Source organism: Sphingomonas populi, from assembly GCF_004208535.1.
Lineage (GTDB): Bacteria > Pseudomonadota > Alphaproteobacteria > Sphingomonadales > Sphingomonadaceae > Sphingomonas > Sphingomonas populi.
This window is the reverse complement of sequence record NZ_SGIS01000007.1, coordinates 17,701-36,788: the sequence shown is the minus strand read 5'-3', so window position 1 is coordinate 36,788 and position 19,088 is coordinate 17,701. Positions and strand designations below refer to the sequence as shown.

Genomic DNA, 19,088 nt, shown 5'->3' with positions numbered 1-19,088 from the left:
ACGTGTAGCGCCGACATGGATGCCCCGCTCACCCGCCGCGCGATCTTTGCGCAGGCCTGGCCGATCATGCTTGGGCAGGCGATGATCCCGCTGGTCGGCCTCGTCGATACCGCCGTGATCGGCCGCACCGGCGACACGGTGGCGCTGGCGGGCGTGGCGCTGGGCGCGACCGTTATCAACTTCGTCTTCTGGAGCTTCGGCTTCTTGCGCATGGGGGTGACCGGGCTGACCGCGCAGGCGCACGGTGCGGGCGATGACGTGGAGGTCGCCGCGTTGCTTGCGCGCGGGGTCGCGATGGGGCTTGGCTTCGGTGTGGCGCTGCTGGCGTTGCAGGTACTGCTGATCCCGGCCGCCTTCGCGATTCTGGCGGGCGGCGCCGACATCGATCGCGCGGCGCGCGCGTTCGTTTCGGCGCGCTTCCTCAGCGCGCCGGCCCTGCTCGGCGCGTATGCGATCAACGGCTGGCTGCTCGGCCTGGGGCGGACGCGTGACGCGCTGGTGATCCAGATCGTCGCCAACCTCACCAATATCGTGCTCGACGTGCTGTTCGTCTGGCATTTTCATTGGGGCGTGCGTGGCGTCGGGCTGGGTACGGCGGCGGCGGACTGGATCGCGTTCGTCAGCGGCATAGCGATCGTGGCACGACGGCTCGGGCCTGCGGGCCGCGCGGGGCTGCAGCGTGCCGGGCTGTTCGGCGCGTCGGCGATGCGGCGGCTGCTCGCGGTCAACGCCGATATCATGATCCGCACGATCGCGCTGCTGGTGATGTTCACCTGGTTCGCCAATGCCGGCGCGCGGCTTGGCGCGACTCAACTGGCGGCCAATCAGGTGTTGATGCAGTTCGTCTCGATCTCGGCGTTCGTGCTCGACGGCTTCTGCTTCACCGCCGAATCGCGGATCGGCCAAGCCATTGGCGCCGGGTCACGCGAACGGTTCTGGCGGGCGATGCGGCTGACCGGCGAATTCTGTCTCGCCGCAGCCGCAGTGTTCGCGATCGTCGTGGCAGTTGGCGGCGGGGCGATGGTCGACGCGCTGGTGGCGAGCGTGGACGTCCGCCACGCCGCCTATGCGCTGGTGCCGCTGGTCGCGTTGGTGCCGCTGATCGGCGTACCGGCGTGGCTGCTCGATGGCGTGTTCATCGGCGCGACCGAAGGCCGCGCGCTCCGCAACGCCGCGATCGTATCGACCGCAACCTATATCGCGACCGATCTGCTGCTTCGGCCATTCGGTGCGACCGGGCTGTGGCTGGCGTTGATCACCGGCTATGCGTATCGCGCGGCGGCACTCGGCGCGTTCCTTCCCGGCCTCGCCGCACGCATCACGGTTGCGAACCGGGCAAGCGCCGCCTAGAGGCGCAGGCGTTTCTTCAATCGCCGGAGCCACGCATGTCCGATCAGATCAACCGAGTCGTCCTTGCCTATTCGGGTGGCCTCGACACCTCGGTGATTTTGAAGTGGCTCCAGCAGACCTATAACTGCGAAGTCGTCACCTTCACCGCCGATCTCGGCCAGGGCGAGGAGCTGGAGCCGGCGCGCAAGAAGGCCGAGCTTGCGGGCGTGAAGCCCGAGCATATCTTCATCGACGATCTGCGCGAGGAGTTCGTCAAGGATTACGTCTTCCCGATGATGCGCGCGAATGCGCTGTATGAGGGGCTGTACCTGCTCGGCACCTCGATCGCGCGGCCGCTGATCGCCAAGCGCCAGATCGAGATCGCCAGAATGGTCGGCGCCGACGCGGTCAGCCACGGTGCGACCGGCAAGGGCAACGATCAGGTCCGCTTCGAACTCGGCTATTACGCGCTCGCCCCCGACATCAAGGTGATCGCGCCGTGGCGTGAGTGGGATCTCACCAGCCGCACCCGCCTGATCGAGTTCGCCGAGCAGCACCAGATCGCCGTCTCGAAGGACAAGCGCGGCGAATCGCCGTTCTCCACCGACGCCAACATGCTGCACACCTCGTCCGAGGGCAAAGTGCTCGAAGATCCGTGGCAGGAAGTGCCCGACTACGTCTATTCGCGCACCGTCAACCCCGAGGACGCGCCCGACACGCCCGAGGTCATCACGATCGATTTCGAGGGTGGCGACGGCGTCGCGATCAACGGCGTCGGCATGTCGCCGGCGACCTTGCTTGAAACGCTCAACGAATATGGCCGCAAGCACGGCATCGGCCGGCTCGATCTGGTCGAGAACCGCTTCGTCGGCATGAAGTCGCGCGGCATGTACGAGACGCCGGGCGGCACGATCTATCACCTCGCGCATCGCGGTATCGAGCAGCTCACGCTCGATCGCGGCGCGGCGCACCTCAAGGACGAACTGGCGCCGCGCTATGCCGAGCTGGTCTATAACGGCTTCTGGTTCTCGCCCGAACGCGAGATGCTGCAGGCGGCGATCGACCACAGCCAGACCAAGGTGACGGGCACGGTGCGGCTCAAGCTCTACAAGGGCAATGTGTCGGTGACGGGCCGCAAATCGCCTTACTCGCTCTATTCGGAGAAGGTCGTCACCTTCGAGGACGATCAGGGTGCTTACGACCAGCGTGACGCAGCGGGCTTCATCAAGCTCAACGCATTGCGGCTGCGCTTGCTCGGCCGCCGCGACCGCTGAGGCGGCTGCGGGGTTCGCGGTTCGCCAGAGTGGCTCTGCATTGAACGCGCGAACCCCGAAGACTAGCGCCGCCACGCGTATTCCGCAGCGCCCCTGGTGGGAGACGCGATGGTGCATCGCGCTCGCGCTGCTGCTGGTCGCGGCGCCACTGCTGTGGCCGCTGGTTCCGCCACGCCTCCAGGCGATGTTCGGGAGCGACGCGGCACCGCTCTTCCCGTGGCGGCCAGCCATCGACCTGCTCGCCGCCGCGCTGACACCGATGCTGGGACTCGGACTGGCGATCAAGGCAATCGTCGTCGCGATCCCCGTGCTGACGGCTGCCGCTATGCTGTGGTTGTCGGACCAAGCGCATGGCCGTGTGCAGCCGAGCGCCTATTTCGCGCTGCCCTTCGCCTATAATCTCGCCTTCCTCCACGGCTTCCTAAACGCGACGCTGGCGATGGCGCTCGCGCTGGGTGCCTTTGCCGTGTGGCTGCGGCTGGGAGGGCGACCACGAATGCGGGCGGCGGTGTTCGTTATTCTCTCGGCGTTGATCTGCGCGACGCATGTGTTGGGCTGGCTGTCCCTCGGCGTAATGATCTTCGCCGCCGAACTCGCGCGCGAACGCGCCGTCGAACAGGACACTGTACGGCGCGGCTGGGGCGAATGCGGAGGGCGCGCCGCGCTTGCCTGCCTGCCGCTCGCTCCGGCAGCACTGATGCTGCTGACGTGGCATCCGGGCGGGGTGGATTGGCTGGGTAGCCTCCCGCTCAAGCCGGGCTGGCTGACGATGGCGCTGCGTGACCGTTGGCCGCTGTTCGACGCAGGCTGCATGGTCGTCATCGCGCTGGTCATCTACAAAAGCTACCGCGACCGGCGCTTCGTCCATGCGCCGATGCTCGTCGCCGCCACGATTGGTCTGCTGGTGCTGTTCGTCGCGATGCCCGCCGGGGCGGATATGACGGTCGCGCCCTATGCGATCATCCTCGCCTTGCTGTCGATCCGCTGCACTGCGCGCGTGAAGCTGCACCGCCGTGGTGAGGTGGCGTGGGCGGCGCTCGCCTTTCTGGCAGTGCGCGCCGTTGCGGGTGCCGCCAGCTTCGCGATTGAAAGCGCGGACTCGCTCCGCGTCGAGAGCGATGCGCGCGATTTCCTGCCCGCCGACTCCCATCGCGGCTTGTCGCACCCGCCTGCCGCCCGTTAGAAGCGCGCGGATGGTCGAACCCCAGCAAGCGCCGCGTTGGTGGCAGACACGTCTGTTCGTGATCGCCGCGACGCTGATCGCGATCATCCCGTTGCTGCGCCCCGAGATTCCGCCGCTGGTCGATCTGCCCGGCCATATGGGCCGCTTCCGCGTGCAGCTCGCCATCGCCGATCACCCGTTCCTGAAGGAATGGTATGATTTCAACTGGTCGCTGATCGGCAATCTCGGCATCGATCTGCTCATCATCCCGATGGCCAAGCTGTTCGGGCTGGAACTGGGCGTCAAGCTGATCGTGATGGCGATCCCGGCGCTGATGGTATCCGGGCTGCTGTGGATCGCGCGCGAGGTGCATGGTCGCATCCCCGCCACCGCGTTGTTCGCGCTGCCGCTGGCCTACAGCTATCCGTTCCACTTCGGCTTCGTGAATTTCGAGCTGTCGATGGTGATCGCGCTCAACCTGTTCGCGCTGTGGCTCAGGCTGGCGCGGCTCGGGCGGGTGCGGCTGCGCGCGGCGATCTTCGTGCCGATTTCATGCCTGCTGTGGGTGTGCCACACCTTCGGCTGGGGAACGCTCGGCGTACTCGCCTTCTCGGCCGAGCTGATCCGCCAGCATGATGCCGGGCATCGCTGGTACAAGGCGCTGATCCGCGCCGGGCTGGCCTGCGTGCCCTTGGCGCTGCCGATGGCGCTGATGATCTTCTGGCGCAGCGGCGATCATGTCGGCGGGCAGACCACCGACTGGTTCAACTGGCGCGCCAAGATCGGCTGGATGGTGATGGTGTTCCGCGATCGCTGGGAGCTGCTCGACATCGCCAGCGTCGCGGTGGTGCTAATGATCCTGGTCCGCGCGGTGCGCGACCCGAGCATCCAATATTCGCGCAATCTCGGCCTGTCGGCGGCGTTCCTGCTGCTCGTCTATATCCTGCTGCCGCGCATCGTGTTCGGCTCTGCCTATGCCGACATGCGGCTGGTGCCGTTCATGCTCGCGGTCGCGGTGATCGCGATCCGGCCCAAGACCGAGCTGTCGGTGCTGGGTACGTGGGTGCTGGCGACGCTCGGCCTCAGCTTCTTCCTCGTCCGCATCGCGGCGACGACGGCGAGCTTCTGGATCTACGCACAGACCTATGAGCGCGAGCTGAAGGCGCTCGATCATGTGCCGGTCGGCGCGCGGCTGGTCTCGTTCGTCGGCGAGAAATGCTATGGCGACTGGACCGCCTCACGGCTCGAACATCTTCCCGCGATCGCGCTCGAACGGCGCATGGCCTATTCGAACGACCAATGGTCGATGGCGGGCGCGCAATTGCTCACCACGCAATATGCCAAGGCCAAGCGCTACGCCCACGACCCGTCCGAGATCGTGACGGCGGTGCAATGCCCGCGCGAATGGTGGCGGCCGATCTCGACCTCGCTGGCGCGCTTCCCGCGCGATGCGTTCGATTATGTGTGGCTGATCCAGCCACCCGCTTATGATCCGCGCCTCGCGACCGGGCTGGTCGAAATCTGGCGTGACGGCACCAGCGTGCTGTACAAGGTCGACCATAGCCAGCCCGGCCCGGTGGTGAGCGACGTCGAACTGCGTGCGCCGGTATTCCGGCAGCACTGAACGCGTCGCCTAAAAATCGACCCAAATCCGGCGACACCGATCGCGGCTGAGGACGTGGCGCCCGCGCGCGATCACCGCGATGCACTTGGCCCCGCCAAGCCCGATCGCGGCGACGCGCGCCGAATCGTTGATCAGCGGCAGCGGACCTGGCTGCTGTTCTGGTCGATCGCCTTGCCCGCCAGCGCGCCGACAGCACCGCCGAGCAGCGTGCCGACGATGCGCGAATGGCCGCCGTCGATCACGTTGCCGAGAATGCCGCCGCCAGCCGCACCGATGATGAGGCCGGTCGTGCCGTCGTTGCGCTTGCAATAATAGCGGCCGTCATTGCCGCGATAGACGCGGTCGTTGGTGCTAAGCACGCGCTCCTGATAGGTTGGTCCGTCGCGGTAATAGCGCGAGGGGTCGTAGCCGCCCTCATCGCGGTCGTCGCCATAGGGCTGGACGTAGGGCTGCGGCGGGGCGTTGCGCGGGCCGTTATAATAGCCCTGATTGCCATAGCCGCGTGCGCGCGCGGCCTGATACCGGTCGAACTCCTGCCGGAAGATATTGAGTTCGTTGTCGAAGCGCTGTTGCGCGGCCTCGAAGCGGGCATCGTCGTCGCGTGTCTGCGCGATGGCCGGCGCGGCCAGCGCGAGCGACGCGGTCGCCGCGATGGCGGCGAAGCGGAAAATCGGGTTCATGGCATCCGTCCTTTCAGTGTGCCGTCGAAACGACACGGGAAGAGCTCGGTTGCACGGTCTGGCTGAACAGGGGGTTAGCCGGCCGCGCACAGCGTTTCGACAGCTTGGCTCCACGCGACGCGCTCGCTGTCGCAACGCGTGGCCACGACGAGATCGCGCGCGCGCTCGGTTGCAGGATCGACCGTGATCGTGCCGGCCCATTCGACCGTCGCATTGCCCGACAGCCGGACCAGGCCGGTCGCCTCCGCCTGTGCGCGGACCAGCCCGCCGCGGTTGAACACGGCGATTTCGCGGCCGAACTCGGCGCGGCTCGTGAGGCAGGCGGCATAGGTCGAGGCGGCCATCGCGCTGCCGCAACTGTTGGTGAGGCCGACGCCGCGCTCGAACGTGCGGACGAACAGGCCGGTTTTGCGCACCTCGACGAAGCTGACATTGGCGCGGTTGGGCAACCAGTCGGGCGCGGCCTCGCAAAGCGCGCCGATCGCGACCAGTTCGGCCTCGTCGATCGTTTCGACGAAGGTGATCAGATGCGGATTGGGAATGGCGATCGCGGTGAAGGCGCGGTCGCTGCCGAGCATCGCGATCGGCGTGTCGATGATCTCCGCGCCGGCGCCATGAAGCGGCCAGGCGGTCACATCGCGCGTTGCCGGGCCGGCGGTTTCGCGGATCGTCACCACGCCGGGCGCGAGATCGGGATCGCGTGCGACCGTTGCTTCCGACGTCTTGAGCCGCACGGTCGCAGCATCCAGGCCGAGCCGCTCGAACCCCGCGCGCGCGACGCAGCGCAGGCCGTTGAGACACGTCTCGGCCTCGCTGCCATCGCTGTTGAACATCCGCATGCCGAAAGCGTGCTCGCTGTCGCCCGCCGTCAGCAACAAGAGCCCGTCGCCGCCGACCGGTCCGGCGCGATCGGCAAGCGCGCGTGCTATCGCAGGCCAATCACGCTCGGCGACCGCGCCGTCGCGCGCGTCGATCAGCGGGAAGTCGTTGCCCGAACCGTGGCATTTGACGAAGTCGATCTGCATGGGGGCCGCATAGCGCAAGCCGATCCGCCCCGATACCGTCCGCGAAAGTTCGTGTCGCGCATCAGTCATGCTATTGCCCTGGCGGGGTGGTCTGGAGTGACGATGACCGGAGTGTTGCTGATCGCGGTCGTCGCGCTGGGATTGATGGTCCGCAACCTGCTCGGTCGCACGCGTGCGCTTGAGGCACAGGTGCGGGACCTGCGGCTCGACGGAGTGTTGCGTGAGCCGCCGACGCACGAACCGATCGTGGAGGCCGAGCATCCGGCCGAACGAACGCCTGCGCGCGTGCGCTTGCCCGACGTCACGTTCGAGGCCCCGACACCGGAGGCGGTCCCCGAACCCGCGCCTGCGCCTCCTTCGGCGGAACCTGCACCGCCGCCCCATCCGGCGCGCGAACCGGTGCGGATCAGTTTCGAGAGTCTTGTCGGCGGCAAGCTGCCGATCTGGATCGGTGGTGCGGCGCTGGTGCTGTCGGCGTTCTTCCTCGTGCGCTATTCGATCGAGAGCGGGCTGCTCGGGCCGGCGGCGCGCACACTGCTCGCCGGGCTGTTCGGGCTGGTGCTGATCGCCGGCAGCGAGGTGGTGCGGCGTCTGGCCGCTACCCGTGACGATCCGCGCATCGCCCAGGTGCTGGCGGGCGCGGGCACCGCGAGCCTCTATGCGACTCTGTACGTCGGTGCCGCCGTGTACCATCTGATCGGCGCGGGTGCGGCGTTCGCGCTGATGGTGGCGGTGACGCTCGCCGCGCTCGGCCTCGCGTTGCGGCATGGCTCGCCAACCGCGATCATGGCGTTGATCGGTGGCTTCGTCGCACCGTTGCTGGCGGGCTTCGGCGCGAGCGGAGTCGGGCCGTTGCTGGTGTATCTCGCGTTGCTGATCGCGGCTTTGTTCGGCCTGGCGATCCGGCGCGGCTGGGCGTGGCTGGCGCTGGCGGCATGCGGTGGCGGCTTCGCCTGGGCGAACCTGCTGATCGTGATGCTGCCGGGCGGCGGACTCGCCGGGGTCGGCGGGTTCGTGCTTTTGCTCGCGATCGGCGCGACGCTGGCGCTGCCAAGTACCGGCGCGGCCGCGCGGCGACCGTGGCTGCGGCTTTTGCCGCTGATCGCCGGGTTCGTGCAATTGCTGGTGCTGGCGCCCGCGCTCGATTTCTCCGCACTGTCATGGGGTCTGTACCTGTTGCTGAGCGCGGCGGCGCTGTGGCTGGGTTGGCGGGACGCGAAGCTCGTCCCCGGCGCGGGTGCCGCGCTCCCGCTGGTGCTGATGCTGCTCGCCACTGCCTTGCTCCAGCCGGTGCATGTGCCGGCGGCGTGGGCGGCGGTGGCGATCACTTTGCTGTTCGCGGTGCCCGGCCACGCGTTGCTCCGGCGCAGTGCGCTCTGGGCGGCGATCGCGGTGGGCGGCACCGCCGGGCCGGCGCTGGTAAGCATCGCCGTCGATCCGGCGCTGCTGGCGCCAGCGGCGTGGTGCGCGCTGCTGCTGGCACTCGCGCTCGCCTGTGGCGCGATCAGTTGGCGCGCGCGGGCGGAGGCGGACCCGCGCTTCCGGGTTTCGCCGGGCCTGGTCGGGGGCGCGGCGGCGGCTGCTTTGCTCGTCGGCATCGCGGCGGCGGAGGTGCTGCCTGATCCGTGGCGCTGGCCGATATGGCTTGCGATCGGCGTTGCGCTGGCGGGCTGGTCGCGGCGGGCGGGGGATGCCGCGCTTGGGCAGCTCGCCGTCGCACCCTTGTTTGCGACGATTCTTGCCGTCGCGTTGAACATCGACGGGACGCACGCCTATGTGGCGAGCGTCGTCACCGCCGCGCCGGCGCCGCCGCTCGCCGACCTGATCGCACTCGGGCTGTTGCCCGCCGCGCTGATCGCGGCGACCGGCTGGCTGCTGACAGATCGGGTGAGCCGCGTCGTGCTGGGTTGGATCGCGCTGGCGATCGGACTGGCGCTGGTGCCGGCGGCGTTGCCCGCGCCGTGGCATGCAGCGGGGCTGGGGCTTGCCACCGCGCTCATCATCGCGGCGCGGTTGCCGCTGCCCGGCGCGGCTGCGGCGGCGGGGATCGCGACGCTGGCGTTCGCGTGGCATCCGGTCGCCGAACTGGTCTGGCTGGCCGGGCGGTCGATCCTCGGCGACCGTTTGCCGTTCCTGCTGCTCCCGCCGATCGCGACGATCCTGCGCGAGCTGACGCTACCCGCCGCGCTGATCGCGGGCGCGTTGGCGTGGCGGCGTCCGGTTGCGGCGGTGTGGCGGCAGCGGGCGATCGTCGCGGTGGCGGCGGTCGGCGTCGTCACGCTGTACGCGCTCGCCAAGCAGCCGCTGGCGATTGGTGATGCGGCGCGGTTCACCGCGCTTGGCATGGCGGAGCGCGTGACGATCACGCAGGCGTTGCTCGTCGCGGCCTGGGCGATCGGGGCGCGGCAGCGCGTGCTGTCGCGGGCGCTGCTGGTGCTGGGGCTGGCGCGGTTCGTGTGGTTCGATCTGTTGATCCTCGATCCGGTGTTCGTGGCGCAGGCGGTTGGGCCGGTGCCTGTGTTCAATCTGGCGACGCTCGATGCCGGGCTGATAGCGCTGTGGCTGTGGCCGTGGCGGCACGATCGTCGCGGGCGGATCGCGTTGCTGGCGGCGGTGCTGGTCGCGGTCGCGGCGACGGTGCGGCAGGTGACGCATGGTACGATCCTGACCGGCGCGGTCGATCGCACCGAGACCTGGCTCTATTCGGCGGCGTTGCTTGGGCTGGCGATCGTGTGGCTGGGGATTGGCATCCGCACCCGCACCGCCGAACTGCGTGTCACCGGGCTGGCGCTGCTGACGGCGGTGACGCTGAAGGTGTTTCTGATCGACGCCGCCGCGCTGGAAGGGATTTTGCGCATCCTGTCGTTCATGGGGCTGGGGTTCGCGCTGATCGGAATCGGCTGGGCGTATCGCCGGCTCGTCGTCACGGAGCCGGCGCAAACATAGCTAAGGTTGCCTATGACGACAGCCGGTAGTGAGCCGCCAGCCGGTCCAGCGCGAGGGTGAGGACGAGGCGGCCGGCGCGGGTTGGCCAGCCGAGCGCTTTCTCGGCGGCGGGGAGCGCTTCGCCCGCGCAGATCACGCGCCAGAGGATGTCGGACAGGCCCGGCCCGGCGGCTGCGACCGCAGCGTCGAAGCGGCGCTTGGCGGCGATGTGGGCGGTTGTTGGATCGAGACCGCTCGCTCCGCCGCCATCGACGCGCGGCGACCAGCGCATCGTCACACTCGGGGCGAGCGCGGCCATTTCGTAATCGTCGCGGAGCCGCTCGCCCGCCTCGAACTGGCGCGCGTCGACCAGCCCGCGCGCGCGCAGCCAGCCGAGCGGCGACTCGGCGAGGTTGACGGTGACGGTGCGCCCGCTAACCGCTTCACTTTGCACGCCCTGCGCGTCGATCGCCCGTTCTGTCAGCTCACGCATTGAAATTCCTCCTGAATACAATAGGAAGCGGGTGACACGGCAGGCCGGCTGTAGGACAGGGGAAACCAGAATGGTTCATAACCTCACATGATTACCGCCATTCGCGAAGTCCGGCGCGCCAAGGGCATGACGCTCGACGATGTCGCGCGCGCCTGTTCGCCCACCACCACCGCGCAGACGATCGGGCGGCTCGAAACGGGCACGCGCACCGTTTCGGTGGCGTGGCTCAACCGGATCGCGGCGGCGCTCGGCGTGACGGCCGCCGATCTCGTGCGCTTGCCCGACCGTGCCGATATCGCAGTGGCGGCGGTGCTGGAGGCGGGCGGCGCGCAGGCGCCGCGCAAGCCGGCGAGCGTCGTCGCGCCGGTCGCAGCGCCGGGAATGATCGCGGTGACGGTCGCGGTGGGGACCGGCGATTACCGGGCGGGGGATGAGATCTGGTGCGAGCGGCTCGCGCCCGAGGCGTTTGCATCGGCACTCAACCGCGATGTGCTGGTGCCGCGACCGGCGGGGCGGTTCGTGTTCGGGCGGCTGATCGCGCAGGAACATGGCGAAGGTGGCGCGCGGTTGCAGGTGCTGCCGTTCGAACCGCGCGCGTCGCAGCAACTCGTGACGAACCCGCCGTGGATCGGGCGGGCGGTGCGGGTGTTGCGGGGGTTGTAGGGTCTGTCGTCCAACCGTTCTCCCGCGAAAGCGGGAGTCCGGGGTCACGTAGACCAGCGCCCGTTGCTCTGGACCCCCGCTTTCGCGGGGGAACAGTTAGGCGGGAAGTCTTATGCCGGCAGCGGGTTGCCGAACGGGCCGGGGCCTTTGCCGCGGCGGGTCTTGGGGATCGAGGTGCCGTTGCTCGGCAGCACCACGGTGGGGGCGTTGCTGTCGGGGCGGTCGAGGTCTTCGCCGGCGATCAGGCGCTTGATGTCCTCGCCGGTGAGCGTCTCGAGTTCGAGCAGCGCGTTGGCGATGAGGTGCAACTGGTCGAGATGATCGGTCAGGATCTGCCGCGCCCGCTCCAAACCGCCCTCGACGAAGCGCTTGACCTCGCTGTCGATCAGCCGCGCGGTTTCGTCCGACATCGCCTTGCCGCCGCGTGGCATCGCATAGCCGGTGAAGCTGTCGTCGCTGTCGCTGAAATCGAGCGGGCCGAGCCGGTCCGACAGGCCCCATTTGGTGACCATCGCGCGGGCGAGGCGAGTCGCCTGCATGATGTCGTTCGAGGCGCCTGAGCTGACCTTGTCGAAGCCGAACACCAGTTCCTCGGCGATGCGGCCACCGAACGCCACAGCGATATCGGCGTGCATCTTGTCGCGGTGGTAGCTGTAGGTGTCACGCTCGGGCAGCGGCTGGACCATGCCGAGAGCGAAGCCGCGCGGGATGATCGTCGCCTTGTGGATCGGATCGGCGGTCGGCTCGTGTGCGAAGACGAGGGCGTGGCCGGCCTCGTGATAGGCGGTCATCCGCTTCTCGTCGTCGGTCATCACCATCGAGCGGCGTTCTGCGCCCATCATTACCTTGTCGCGCGCATCGTCGAACTCGGCGGCGGCGACGAGACGCTTGCCGCGCCGCGCGGCGAGCAGCGCCGCCTCGTTGACGAGGTTGGCGAGATCGGCGCCCGAGAAGCCCGGCGTACCGCGCGCGATGGTGCGCGGATCGACGTCGAGCGCGAGCGGCACCTTCTTCATATGGACCTGGAGGATCTTGATGCGACCCTCGATGTCCGGGCGCGGCACCTGCACCTGACGATCGAACCGGCCCGGACGCAGCAAGGCGGGATCGAGCACGTCGGGGCGGTTGGTCGCCGCGATGATGATGATGCCTTCGTTGGCCTCGAACCCGTCCATCTCGACCAGCAACTGGTTGAGCGTCTGTTCGCGCTCGTCATTGCCGTTGCCGAGACCAGCGCCACGATGGCGGCCGACCGCGTCGATTTCGTCGATGAAGACGATGCACGGTGCCGATTTCTTGGCCTGTTCGAACATGTCGCGGACACGGCTCGCGCCGACGCCGACGAACATCTCGACGAAGTCCGAGCCGGAAATGGTGAAGAACGGCACGCCCGCCTCACCCGCGATGGCGCGGGCGAGCAGGGTCTTGCCGGTGCCGGGCGAACCGACCAGCAGAGCGCCCTTGGGGATCTTGCCGCCGAGGCGGGCGAACTTGGTCGGGTCCTTGAGGAACTCGACGATCTCCTGAAGTTCCTCGCGCGCTTCGTCGATGCCGGCGACGTCGTCGAACGTCACCTTGCCGTCGCGCTGGGTCAGCATCTTGGCGCGGCTCTTGCCGAAGCCCATCGCGCCCGAGCCGGAGCCCTTCTGCATCTGGCGCAGCACGAAATAGGCGATGCCGAGGAACAGCAGGAACGGCAGCGACTGCATCAGCATGATCTGCCAGAACGGCGAGCCTTCATCGGGCTTGGCGTTGATCTCGACGCCGGCCTTGCGCAGCCGGTCGGTCAATTGCAGATCGGACTGGATCGCATAGGTGCGGAACTTGCTGCCATCGGTCTGCGTGCCGGTGATGACCTCACCCGCGACGTTGACGTCCTTGATGGTGTGCGCCTCGACCTTGTCGAGGAACGTCGAATAGGCGATCGTATTGCTGCTGGTCGCGACATCGCGCGTGTCGAGCAGCATGACGAACATCGCAAGCGCGACCAGGATGCCCACCCAGATCAGCAGGCTCTTCATCCAGGGATTACCGCCCCCATTGTCGGGGCCGGGCCGCTTGTCGTTATCGTTCATGGAGACGCTACCTTTCGAGCCTGCAAGATAAGCAGCCTGATGTTAATGGCAATGGAACAGCGCCATTACTTACGCCGATCAGTGTGATCGGCGTGGCGGAGCGGGCCGGAATCGCCAGATTTCCCCCGCCGCAGAGGCGAGGACGCTGCCCTGGGTGGCGCGTTTGCCCGCTTCGAGCGACTCGAGCAGCGATTCGATGGTGTTGGTGGCGGTGGCCGGGTCGATCGTGCGGAGCGCGTGGGCGGCGAGGCGGCGGCGGATTTCGCGGGGCAGATCGGCGACTGTGACCGTCACATCGCCGGGGGTTTCGCGCGCGCGCTCGGACCATAACATTCGTGTCATGGCGGCGAGTGCGTCCTCGGCTTCGGCGGCGTGGGCGGCGGCGGCGGCGAGCCGGAGCGGGTCGAGCCAGTCGATCGCGGCGAGCGTGGTGCGGACGCGGGCGCGTTCGAATGCGGGGTCGCGGTTGCTGGGATCATCGACGAACGGCGCGCCCGCGGCGGTCGCGATGGCGCGCAGGGCGGCGCTTCGCCATCCGAGCAGCGGCCGCACGATCGCCGGCGCGGCGCGTGGCTGGCGCGCGCGGATGCCGGCCAGCCCGGCCACGCCCGAGCCGCGCGCGGCGCGCATCAGGAAGGTTTCGGCCTGATCGTCGGCATGGTGCGCGGTGAGCAGCGCGTCGCAGCCGGCATCGACCGCCCAGCGCGACAGGAGGGCATAGCGATGCCTGCGCGCCCACGCATGGAGGTTGCCGGTGGCGGGGCGCGGCTCGGCGATGGCGAGCGTCGCGTGTGGCACGCCGAGCGTCGCGCAATAGCCGGCGACCATCGCGGCTTCGTCGGCGCTTGCGGCGCGCAGGCCGTGATCGACCGTTGCGGCTGACACCAGTCCGGGGAATGCCGCCGCCGCGAGCGCGAGCATCGCCATGCTGTCGGGACCGCCCGACACCGCCAGCGCCAGCCGCCGGCCCACGGACAGGCGCGTGACATCCGCCCGGAACCGCGCGACCAGCGCCGGTTCGAGCGGTGTCACATCACCCGCATTTCGACTGCGCCTTGGCGCGGGTGACATCGGCCTTCATCGCGTCGCTCAACTTGGCGCCGTACACGTCTTCAAGCTCGCGATAGACCTTGCAGACGTCCGCCGCCGGCTTGCCGAGCCGCACCAGCGACTGGCCGAGATAATAGAGGCTGTCGGGCGCGCGCTCGCCATCGGGCCATTTCTTGTAATTGTCGTAGAAGGCGAGGCTGGCGAGGCTGGGCTTGCCGTCTTCGAGATACGAGCGGCCGAGCAGGTTCTGCGCGTAGCTCGCGCGTTTGTGCTTGGGGTAGGTGGCGGTGACGAGCTTGAACTGCGCCTCGGCCTCCGGGTACATTTTCGCCTGCCACAGCCGGTAGCCATAGAGATAGGCGTCCTCGGCAGGGTCGCCGCTCTGCGAGCGCTCGATCGCGGCGAGCTGCTTCTGGCGCGCGGGATCGGTGGTGGGCGGCGCGACATCATCGGCCTTGCCCGGGCGCGCGGCGGGCGGCTTGACGCCCGCGCCCTTGCCGCCGGCGCGGGGCGGCGGCGCATCGGCATCGCCCATGATCGGCGCGGGCGAGCCGGTGCCGCCGCCGGTCGATGCGGCGGTATCCTCCAGCGCCTTGATGCGCGCGTCGGTGCTGCGCTTGTAGGCGTTGAAGGCATCCTCGAGCACTTGCGTGCGGTGCTGGGTCGTTTCGATCTGGCCGGTGACGCCGCTCAACTGGCTCTCGAGCGCGTTGACGCGCGCGGTGAGATCGGACAGCGGGCTTCCCGACGGGCTGCCGGGGGTATCGTCGGGCGTGGCCGGTTTGATCTCGGGTTCGAGATACTGGCCGCCGCCGCCGGGGAACACCTTGCGCTGCACCGCGCGCATCTCACTTTCGAGCTTGCCGACGCGGCCCTCGACCGCCGAGGCCTGGCCGAATGCCGGTGCCGCAGCGCACGCGCTGCTTGCCAGCAGAACCAAGGCCAAAATCCGTCTACGCATTCCCATCCCTCGCAAATCCGCTGCCGGTATAGCTACGCCGCGCCGCCTGTCGCCAGCCTTTACGGATTTGGCGTCGCGGCCGGCGCTGGCGCCGACGACGCGGGCAGGGCGATATTGAGCGCCGCCGCGTTGGCTTCGGCCGCGCTCTCGCGGTGGCGCGGGGTCGCGCGCGCGGTGGGCCGCGCGGCGTGGGTGGCGGTGGCGAGCGGAGTCGCCACCGGGGCCGGCGCGGCGGCGGCGGTGCCGCGTGCGAGCAGCGCCGACGCGCTGATCGGCACGTCCTTGATCGGAAGCTTGCCGTCGCCGAGCGCGGGCACCGCGCTGCCGTTGATCGTCACGGTCAGCTTGTCGGGACGGCCGACGTTGATCATCAGGCCGGGCTTGTCCTGAGGCACCGAATAGCTGTCGCCCGGCTTCAGCGTGTTCTCATAGACCGTGCCGTCGCGGTCGTAGATGCGCAGCCACACGTCGTCCTTGGCGGTGAGCGCGACCTGGCCGCCTTGCAGCGACGGCGTCGCCGGGGCCTCGGGCACACTGGTCTGCACGGCGGTGTCGGTCGCGGTGGCGGCGGGCGCGCTGCTGTCGCCGCGGAACCAGGTGGTGCCGAACCACAGCCCGGCCGCGATCAGCAGCAACAGCGCGAGCGCGACGCCGATCACCGCGACGAGGCCGCTCGGCTCGCGCTTGGGCTCGTCGGGTTCGTAGGCGACATATTCGGTGCGGCGCACCGCCGGCTGGTGCGTGTTCTGCGCGCGCACGTCCCGCCCGATCGCGACCTCATCGACGCCGACCGCGCGGGCATAGGCCTTGGCGAAACCGACCGAATAGGTGATCGACGGGAGGGCGGCGTAATTGCCCTCCTCGATCGCCTGAAGCTGGCGCAACGGCACGCGGGTGCGCGCGGCGACTTCGTCGAGCGAAAGGCCCTGCGCCTCGCGCGCTTCGCGCAAACGCTCTCCGGGCGTGTGGGGGATCGGCTTGGCCGGTTCCACCGGTTCGGCGTCGGTCATTCACAGTCTCCGGCGCAGGCGGTTGCAACCCTGGTGAACCCGCGCGTAACGATCCGCCTGTTGCACCAGCGCACGCGCCAGCGCAACGGGCCGAACGTCGTAGCGAGGCGTTTCAGCGGTGCGGTTATTCCGCCGCGAGCGCTTCCTCGGCGCGTTCCTGCGCCTGACGGTTCCACATCTCGGCATACAGGCCGTCCTGGCGCAGCAATTCCGCGTGGGTGCCGCGTTCCTTGACCTCGCCCGCCTCCAGCACGACGATCTCGTCGGCGTGGACCACGGTCGACAGGCGGTGCGCGATGACGATGGTGGTGCGGCCCTGTTCGATCGCCTGAAGCGTGTCGAGAATCTCGCCCTCGGTGCGGCTGTCGAGCGCGGAGGTGGCTTCGTCGAGGATCAGGATCGGCGGGTTCTTGAGCAACGTGCGCGCGATCGCGACGCGCTGCTTCTCGCCGCCCGAAAGCTTGAGCCCGCGTTCGCCGACGCGGGTTTCGTAGCCCAAGGGCTGGCGCTCGATGAAGCCGGCGATGGCGGCGCCGCGCGCGGCGGTCTCGATCTCGGCCCGCCCGGCGCCTTCGCGACCGTATGCGATGTTGTAGCCGATCGTGTCGTTGAACAGCACGGTATCCTGCGGCACGATGCCGATCGCGGCGCGCAAGCTCGCCTGAGTCACCTGCGCGATATCCTGCCCGTCGATGGTGATGCGGCCGCCGGTGAGATCGTAGAACCGGTACATCAGCCGCGCGAGCGTCGACTTGCCCGCGCCCGACGGGCCGACCACGGCGAGCGTGGCGCCGGCGGGGATGTCGAGATCGATGCCCTTGAGGATCGGCTGGCCGGCATCATAACCGAAGCGCACGTTCTCGAAGCGGACATGCCCGCGCCCCACCGCGAGCGGCGGCGCGCCCTTGGGATCGATCACCTCGCTCGGCGTGTCGACCAGATCGAACATCGCGCCCATGTCGAGCACGCCCTGCCGGATGGTGCGATAGACCATGCCGAGCAGATCGAGCGGACGGAACAACTGGCTGAGCAGGGTCGAGACCAAAACGACGTTGCCGGCGGTGAAGCGGCCCTGGCTCCAGCCGATCACGACCAGCAGCATGCCGCCCGCCATCATCAAATTGGTGATCGCCGCCTGCCCGACGTTGAGCCACGCCAGCGAATTCTCCGATTTGACCGCCGCATTGGCATAGAGCGTCATCGCCCGGTCGTAGCGCTTGGCCTCGCGCTCCTCGGCGCCGAAATATTTGACCGTCTCGAAGTTGAGCAGCGAATCGACCGCATGCGCGACGGCGCCGGTGTCGAGATCGTTCATCCGCGTGCGTAAAGCGGCGCGCCAGTCGGTCACGGCGCGGGTGAACCAGATGTAGACGCCGACCATCACCAGCGTCCCCGCGACCAGCCACAGCCCGAACTTGGTCCAGAAGATGCCGATCACCATCGCCAGTTCGAGGATGGTCGGCGCGATGTTGAACAGCAGGAAATAGAGCATCGTGTCGATGCTCTTGGTGCCGCGTTCGACCACCTTGGTGACCGCGCCGGTGCGGCGTTCGAGGTGGAAGCGTAGTGACAATTGATGGAGGTGGCGGAACACCGTCGCCGCCAGCCGCCGCGTCGCGTCCTGCCCGACGCGTTCGAAGACTGCGTTGCGGAGATTGTCGAACACCACCGAGCCAAAGCGTGCGGCGGCATAGCCCGCGACCATCAGGCCGACCAAGGTGGTGAGGTCTGGCACGGGGCGGTGCCCGGCCATGCCATCGATCGCGCCCTGCAACGCGAACGGCGCGCCATAGACCTGCACCAGCTTGGAGGCGAGGACGAGCAGCATCGCCGCGACGATGCGCAGCTTGAGCGCGGGCGCGTCGGCGGGCCACAGATAAGGCAGGAAGCGCCGCAGCGTCGGCAGCAGCGGGCGCTCGCGCGCGTCGGAGGTGAAGGTTTCGGGAGGCATCGAGAGCGGATGTAGGCGCGGTCAAGCCGTATCGGAAGCGCTTCATGGAACAACTACGTCGTCCGATCGCTTTTACAGCGTGATATGGGCCGACGCTGCCGGCCCTAAGCGAACCGGAGGCGTTCATGGAACCGCTCTTCTACGTCATGGCGATCCTCGGCTGTGGTGACGGCAGCGCGCAATGCGCGCAGGCACGCACCGAGACCGTGCAATATCGCTCGATCGAGCAATGCCAGGCGGCGATGCCGGCGGCGTTGGCGCGCAACAGCGACATCGATTTTCCGGTCGTCTCGGCGGCGTGCCAGGCGAAGGGCGAGCGGCTCGCGCAGAATAGCAACACACGCGCGCACGGCTGATTGTTACCGCGTGAGGCGACGCTATAGCTCCGGGCCGTAAACGCGCGGCGGAGATCACATGCGGACAGTGCCGGGAATCCTGTTCGGCGTGGCGGCGGCGTTGCTGATCGTCGCCGGTGCGGAGTGGATAGAGACCGCGCTGTACCCGCTGCCGACGCTCGATGTCGCCGATCCCGCCACGCTGGCGAGGGTTGTCGCCGATATGCCTTTGCCCGCGAAGCTGCTCATCGTGAGCGGCTGGCTGCTCGGCGCGTTCGGCGGTGCGTGGCTGGGACTGCGCGTGTGTGACCGGCGCTTGATATTGTGGATCGTCGTCGGTGCAGTGGTCGCAGCCGCCCTCGCCAATGTGCTGACATTACCGCATCCCGTGTGGATGAAAGTGTGCGCGGTGGTACTGCCGATCATCGGCGGGGCGTTGGCGGCGCGAGTCCATCGCAAGCCGTATCCGGGTGAGGCTTTGCTGGGGTAAACCTCATCCGTTCGTGCCGAGCGAAGTCGAGGCACCTGTGC

16 protein-coding genes are annotated in these 19,088 nt (G+C 68.4%); 8 read left to right on the top strand and 8 right to left on the bottom strand.

The window, feature by feature from the left end; translation table 11 throughout:
* Positions 1 to 15 precede the first annotated feature (15 nt).
* Genes EWE75_RS06215 through EWE75_RS06200 form a run of 4 tightly spaced genes read left to right on the top strand, consistent with a single transcriptional unit; the run spans position 16 to position 5,389 of the window.
* Positions 16 to 1,350 (top strand): MATE family efflux transporter, encoded by a 1,335-nt coding sequence (locus tag EWE75_RS06215; protein WP_130155801.1) that lies wholly within the window; start codon positions 16 to 18, stop codon positions 1,348 to 1,350.
* A 35-nt stretch (positions 1,351 to 1,385) separates the two neighbouring features.
* Positions 1,386 to 2,603: an argininosuccinate synthase gene (locus tag EWE75_RS06210; protein ID WP_130155800.1), complete on the top strand. Its 1,218-nt coding sequence runs from the start codon at positions 1,386 to 1,388 to the stop codon at positions 2,601 to 2,603.
* Positions 2,604 to 2,643: 40 nt separating this feature from the next.
* A complete protein-coding gene (locus tag EWE75_RS06205; protein ID WP_130155799.1) occupies positions 2,644 to 3,786 on the top strand; it encodes a glycosyltransferase family protein in 1,143 nt (380 codons plus the stop codon).
* A gap of 10 nt (positions 3,787 to 3,796) precedes the next feature.
* Positions 3,797 to 5,389 carry a hypothetical protein gene (locus EWE75_RS06200; protein ID WP_130155798.1) on the top strand — a complete coding sequence of 531 codons (1,593 nt, stop codon included), beginning with the start codon at positions 3,797 to 3,799 and terminating at the stop codon, positions 5,387 to 5,389.
* 131 nt (positions 5,390 to 5,520) lie between these two features.
* Here EWE75_RS06200 and EWE75_RS06195 read toward each other — a convergent pair whose 3' ends face one another.
* Together EWE75_RS06195 and dapF are read right to left on the bottom strand one after the other, a co-directional pair.
* Positions 5,521 to 6,069 (bottom strand): glycine zipper 2TM domain-containing protein, encoded by a 549-nt coding sequence (locus tag EWE75_RS06195; RefSeq protein ID WP_130155797.1) that lies wholly within the window; start codon positions 6,067 to 6,069, stop codon positions 5,521 to 5,523.
* A gap of 74 nt (positions 6,070 to 6,143) precedes the next feature.
* Complete coding sequence (dapF, locus tag EWE75_RS06190; RefSeq protein ID WP_130155902.1) at positions 6,144 to 7,094, bottom strand: diaminopimelate epimerase; 951 nt, start codon at positions 7,092 to 7,094, stop codon at positions 6,144 to 6,146.
* Between the two features lie 102 nt (positions 7,095 to 7,196).
* Here dapF and EWE75_RS06185 point away from each other — a divergent pair, with 102 nt between their 5' ends.
* Positions 7,197 to 10,040: a DUF2339 domain-containing protein gene (locus tag EWE75_RS06185; protein ID WP_130155796.1), complete on the top strand. Its 2,844-nt coding sequence runs from the start codon at positions 7,197 to 7,199 to the stop codon at positions 10,038 to 10,040.
* A 10-nt stretch (positions 10,041 to 10,050) separates the two neighbouring features.
* On the opposite strand, the gene EWE75_RS06180 is transcribed toward EWE75_RS06185, so the two are convergent.
* Positions 10,051 to 10,512, bottom strand: a complete 462-nt coding sequence (locus tag EWE75_RS06180) for a DUF6456 domain-containing protein (RefSeq protein WP_130155795.1) — start codon at positions 10,510 to 10,512, stop codon at positions 10,051 to 10,053.
* Between the two features lie 87 nt (positions 10,513 to 10,599).
* Between EWE75_RS06180 and EWE75_RS06175 the strand changes: the two genes are divergently transcribed.
* Positions 10,600 to 11,175, top strand: a complete 576-nt coding sequence (locus tag EWE75_RS06175) for a helix-turn-helix domain-containing protein (protein ID WP_130155794.1) — start codon at positions 10,600 to 10,602, stop codon at positions 11,173 to 11,175.
* A 110-nt stretch (positions 11,176 to 11,285) separates the two neighbouring features.
* On the opposite strand, the gene ftsH is transcribed toward EWE75_RS06175, so the two are convergent.
* The 5 genes from ftsH to EWE75_RS06150 form a co-directional block, all read right to left on the bottom strand.
* Positions 11,286 to 13,250: an ATP-dependent zinc metalloprotease FtsH gene (gene ftsH / locus EWE75_RS06170; protein ID WP_130155793.1), complete on the bottom strand. Its 1,965-nt coding sequence runs from the start codon at positions 13,248 to 13,250 to the stop codon at positions 11,286 to 11,288.
* 78 nt (positions 13,251 to 13,328) lie between these two features.
* Complete coding sequence (tilS, locus tag EWE75_RS06165) at positions 13,329 to 14,321, bottom strand: tRNA lysidine(34) synthetase TilS (RefSeq protein WP_130155792.1); 993 nt, start codon at positions 14,319 to 14,321, stop codon at positions 13,329 to 13,331.
* The gene (locus EWE75_RS06160) at positions 14,284 to 15,240 is read right to left on the bottom strand and encodes a tetratricopeptide repeat protein (RefSeq protein ID WP_345789371.1); all 957 of its coding nucleotides are present in this window, start codon (positions 15,238 to 15,240) and stop codon (positions 14,284 to 14,286) included. Before EWE75_RS06160 ends, tilS begins: the two co-directional genes overlap by 38 nt.
* 80 nt (positions 15,241 to 15,320) lie before the next feature.
* On the bottom strand, positions 15,321 to 16,271 hold the full coding sequence (locus EWE75_RS06155; protein WP_130155790.1) for a helix-turn-helix domain-containing protein: 951 nt from the start codon (positions 16,269 to 16,271) through the stop codon (positions 15,321 to 15,323).
* Between the two features lie 124 nt (positions 16,272 to 16,395).
* Positions 16,396 to 18,222, bottom strand: coding sequence for an ABCB family ABC transporter ATP-binding protein/permease (locus EWE75_RS06150; RefSeq protein WP_165388277.1), 1,827 nt, complete (start codon positions 18,220 to 18,222; stop codon positions 16,396 to 16,398).
* A 125-nt stretch (positions 18,223 to 18,347) separates the two neighbouring features.
* Between EWE75_RS06150 and EWE75_RS06145 the strand changes: the two genes are divergently transcribed.
* Both EWE75_RS06145 and EWE75_RS06140 read left to right on the top strand, forming a co-directional pair.
* Entirely contained in the window at positions 18,348 to 18,578 is a 231-nt protein-coding gene (locus EWE75_RS06145; RefSeq protein WP_130155789.1) for a hypothetical protein, read from the top strand.
* A gap of 58 nt (positions 18,579 to 18,636) precedes the next feature.
* A complete protein-coding gene (locus EWE75_RS06140) occupies positions 18,637 to 19,047 on the top strand; it encodes a hypothetical protein (protein ID WP_130155788.1) in 411 nt (136 codons plus the stop codon).
* Positions 19,048 to 19,088: the final 41 nt, after the last annotated feature.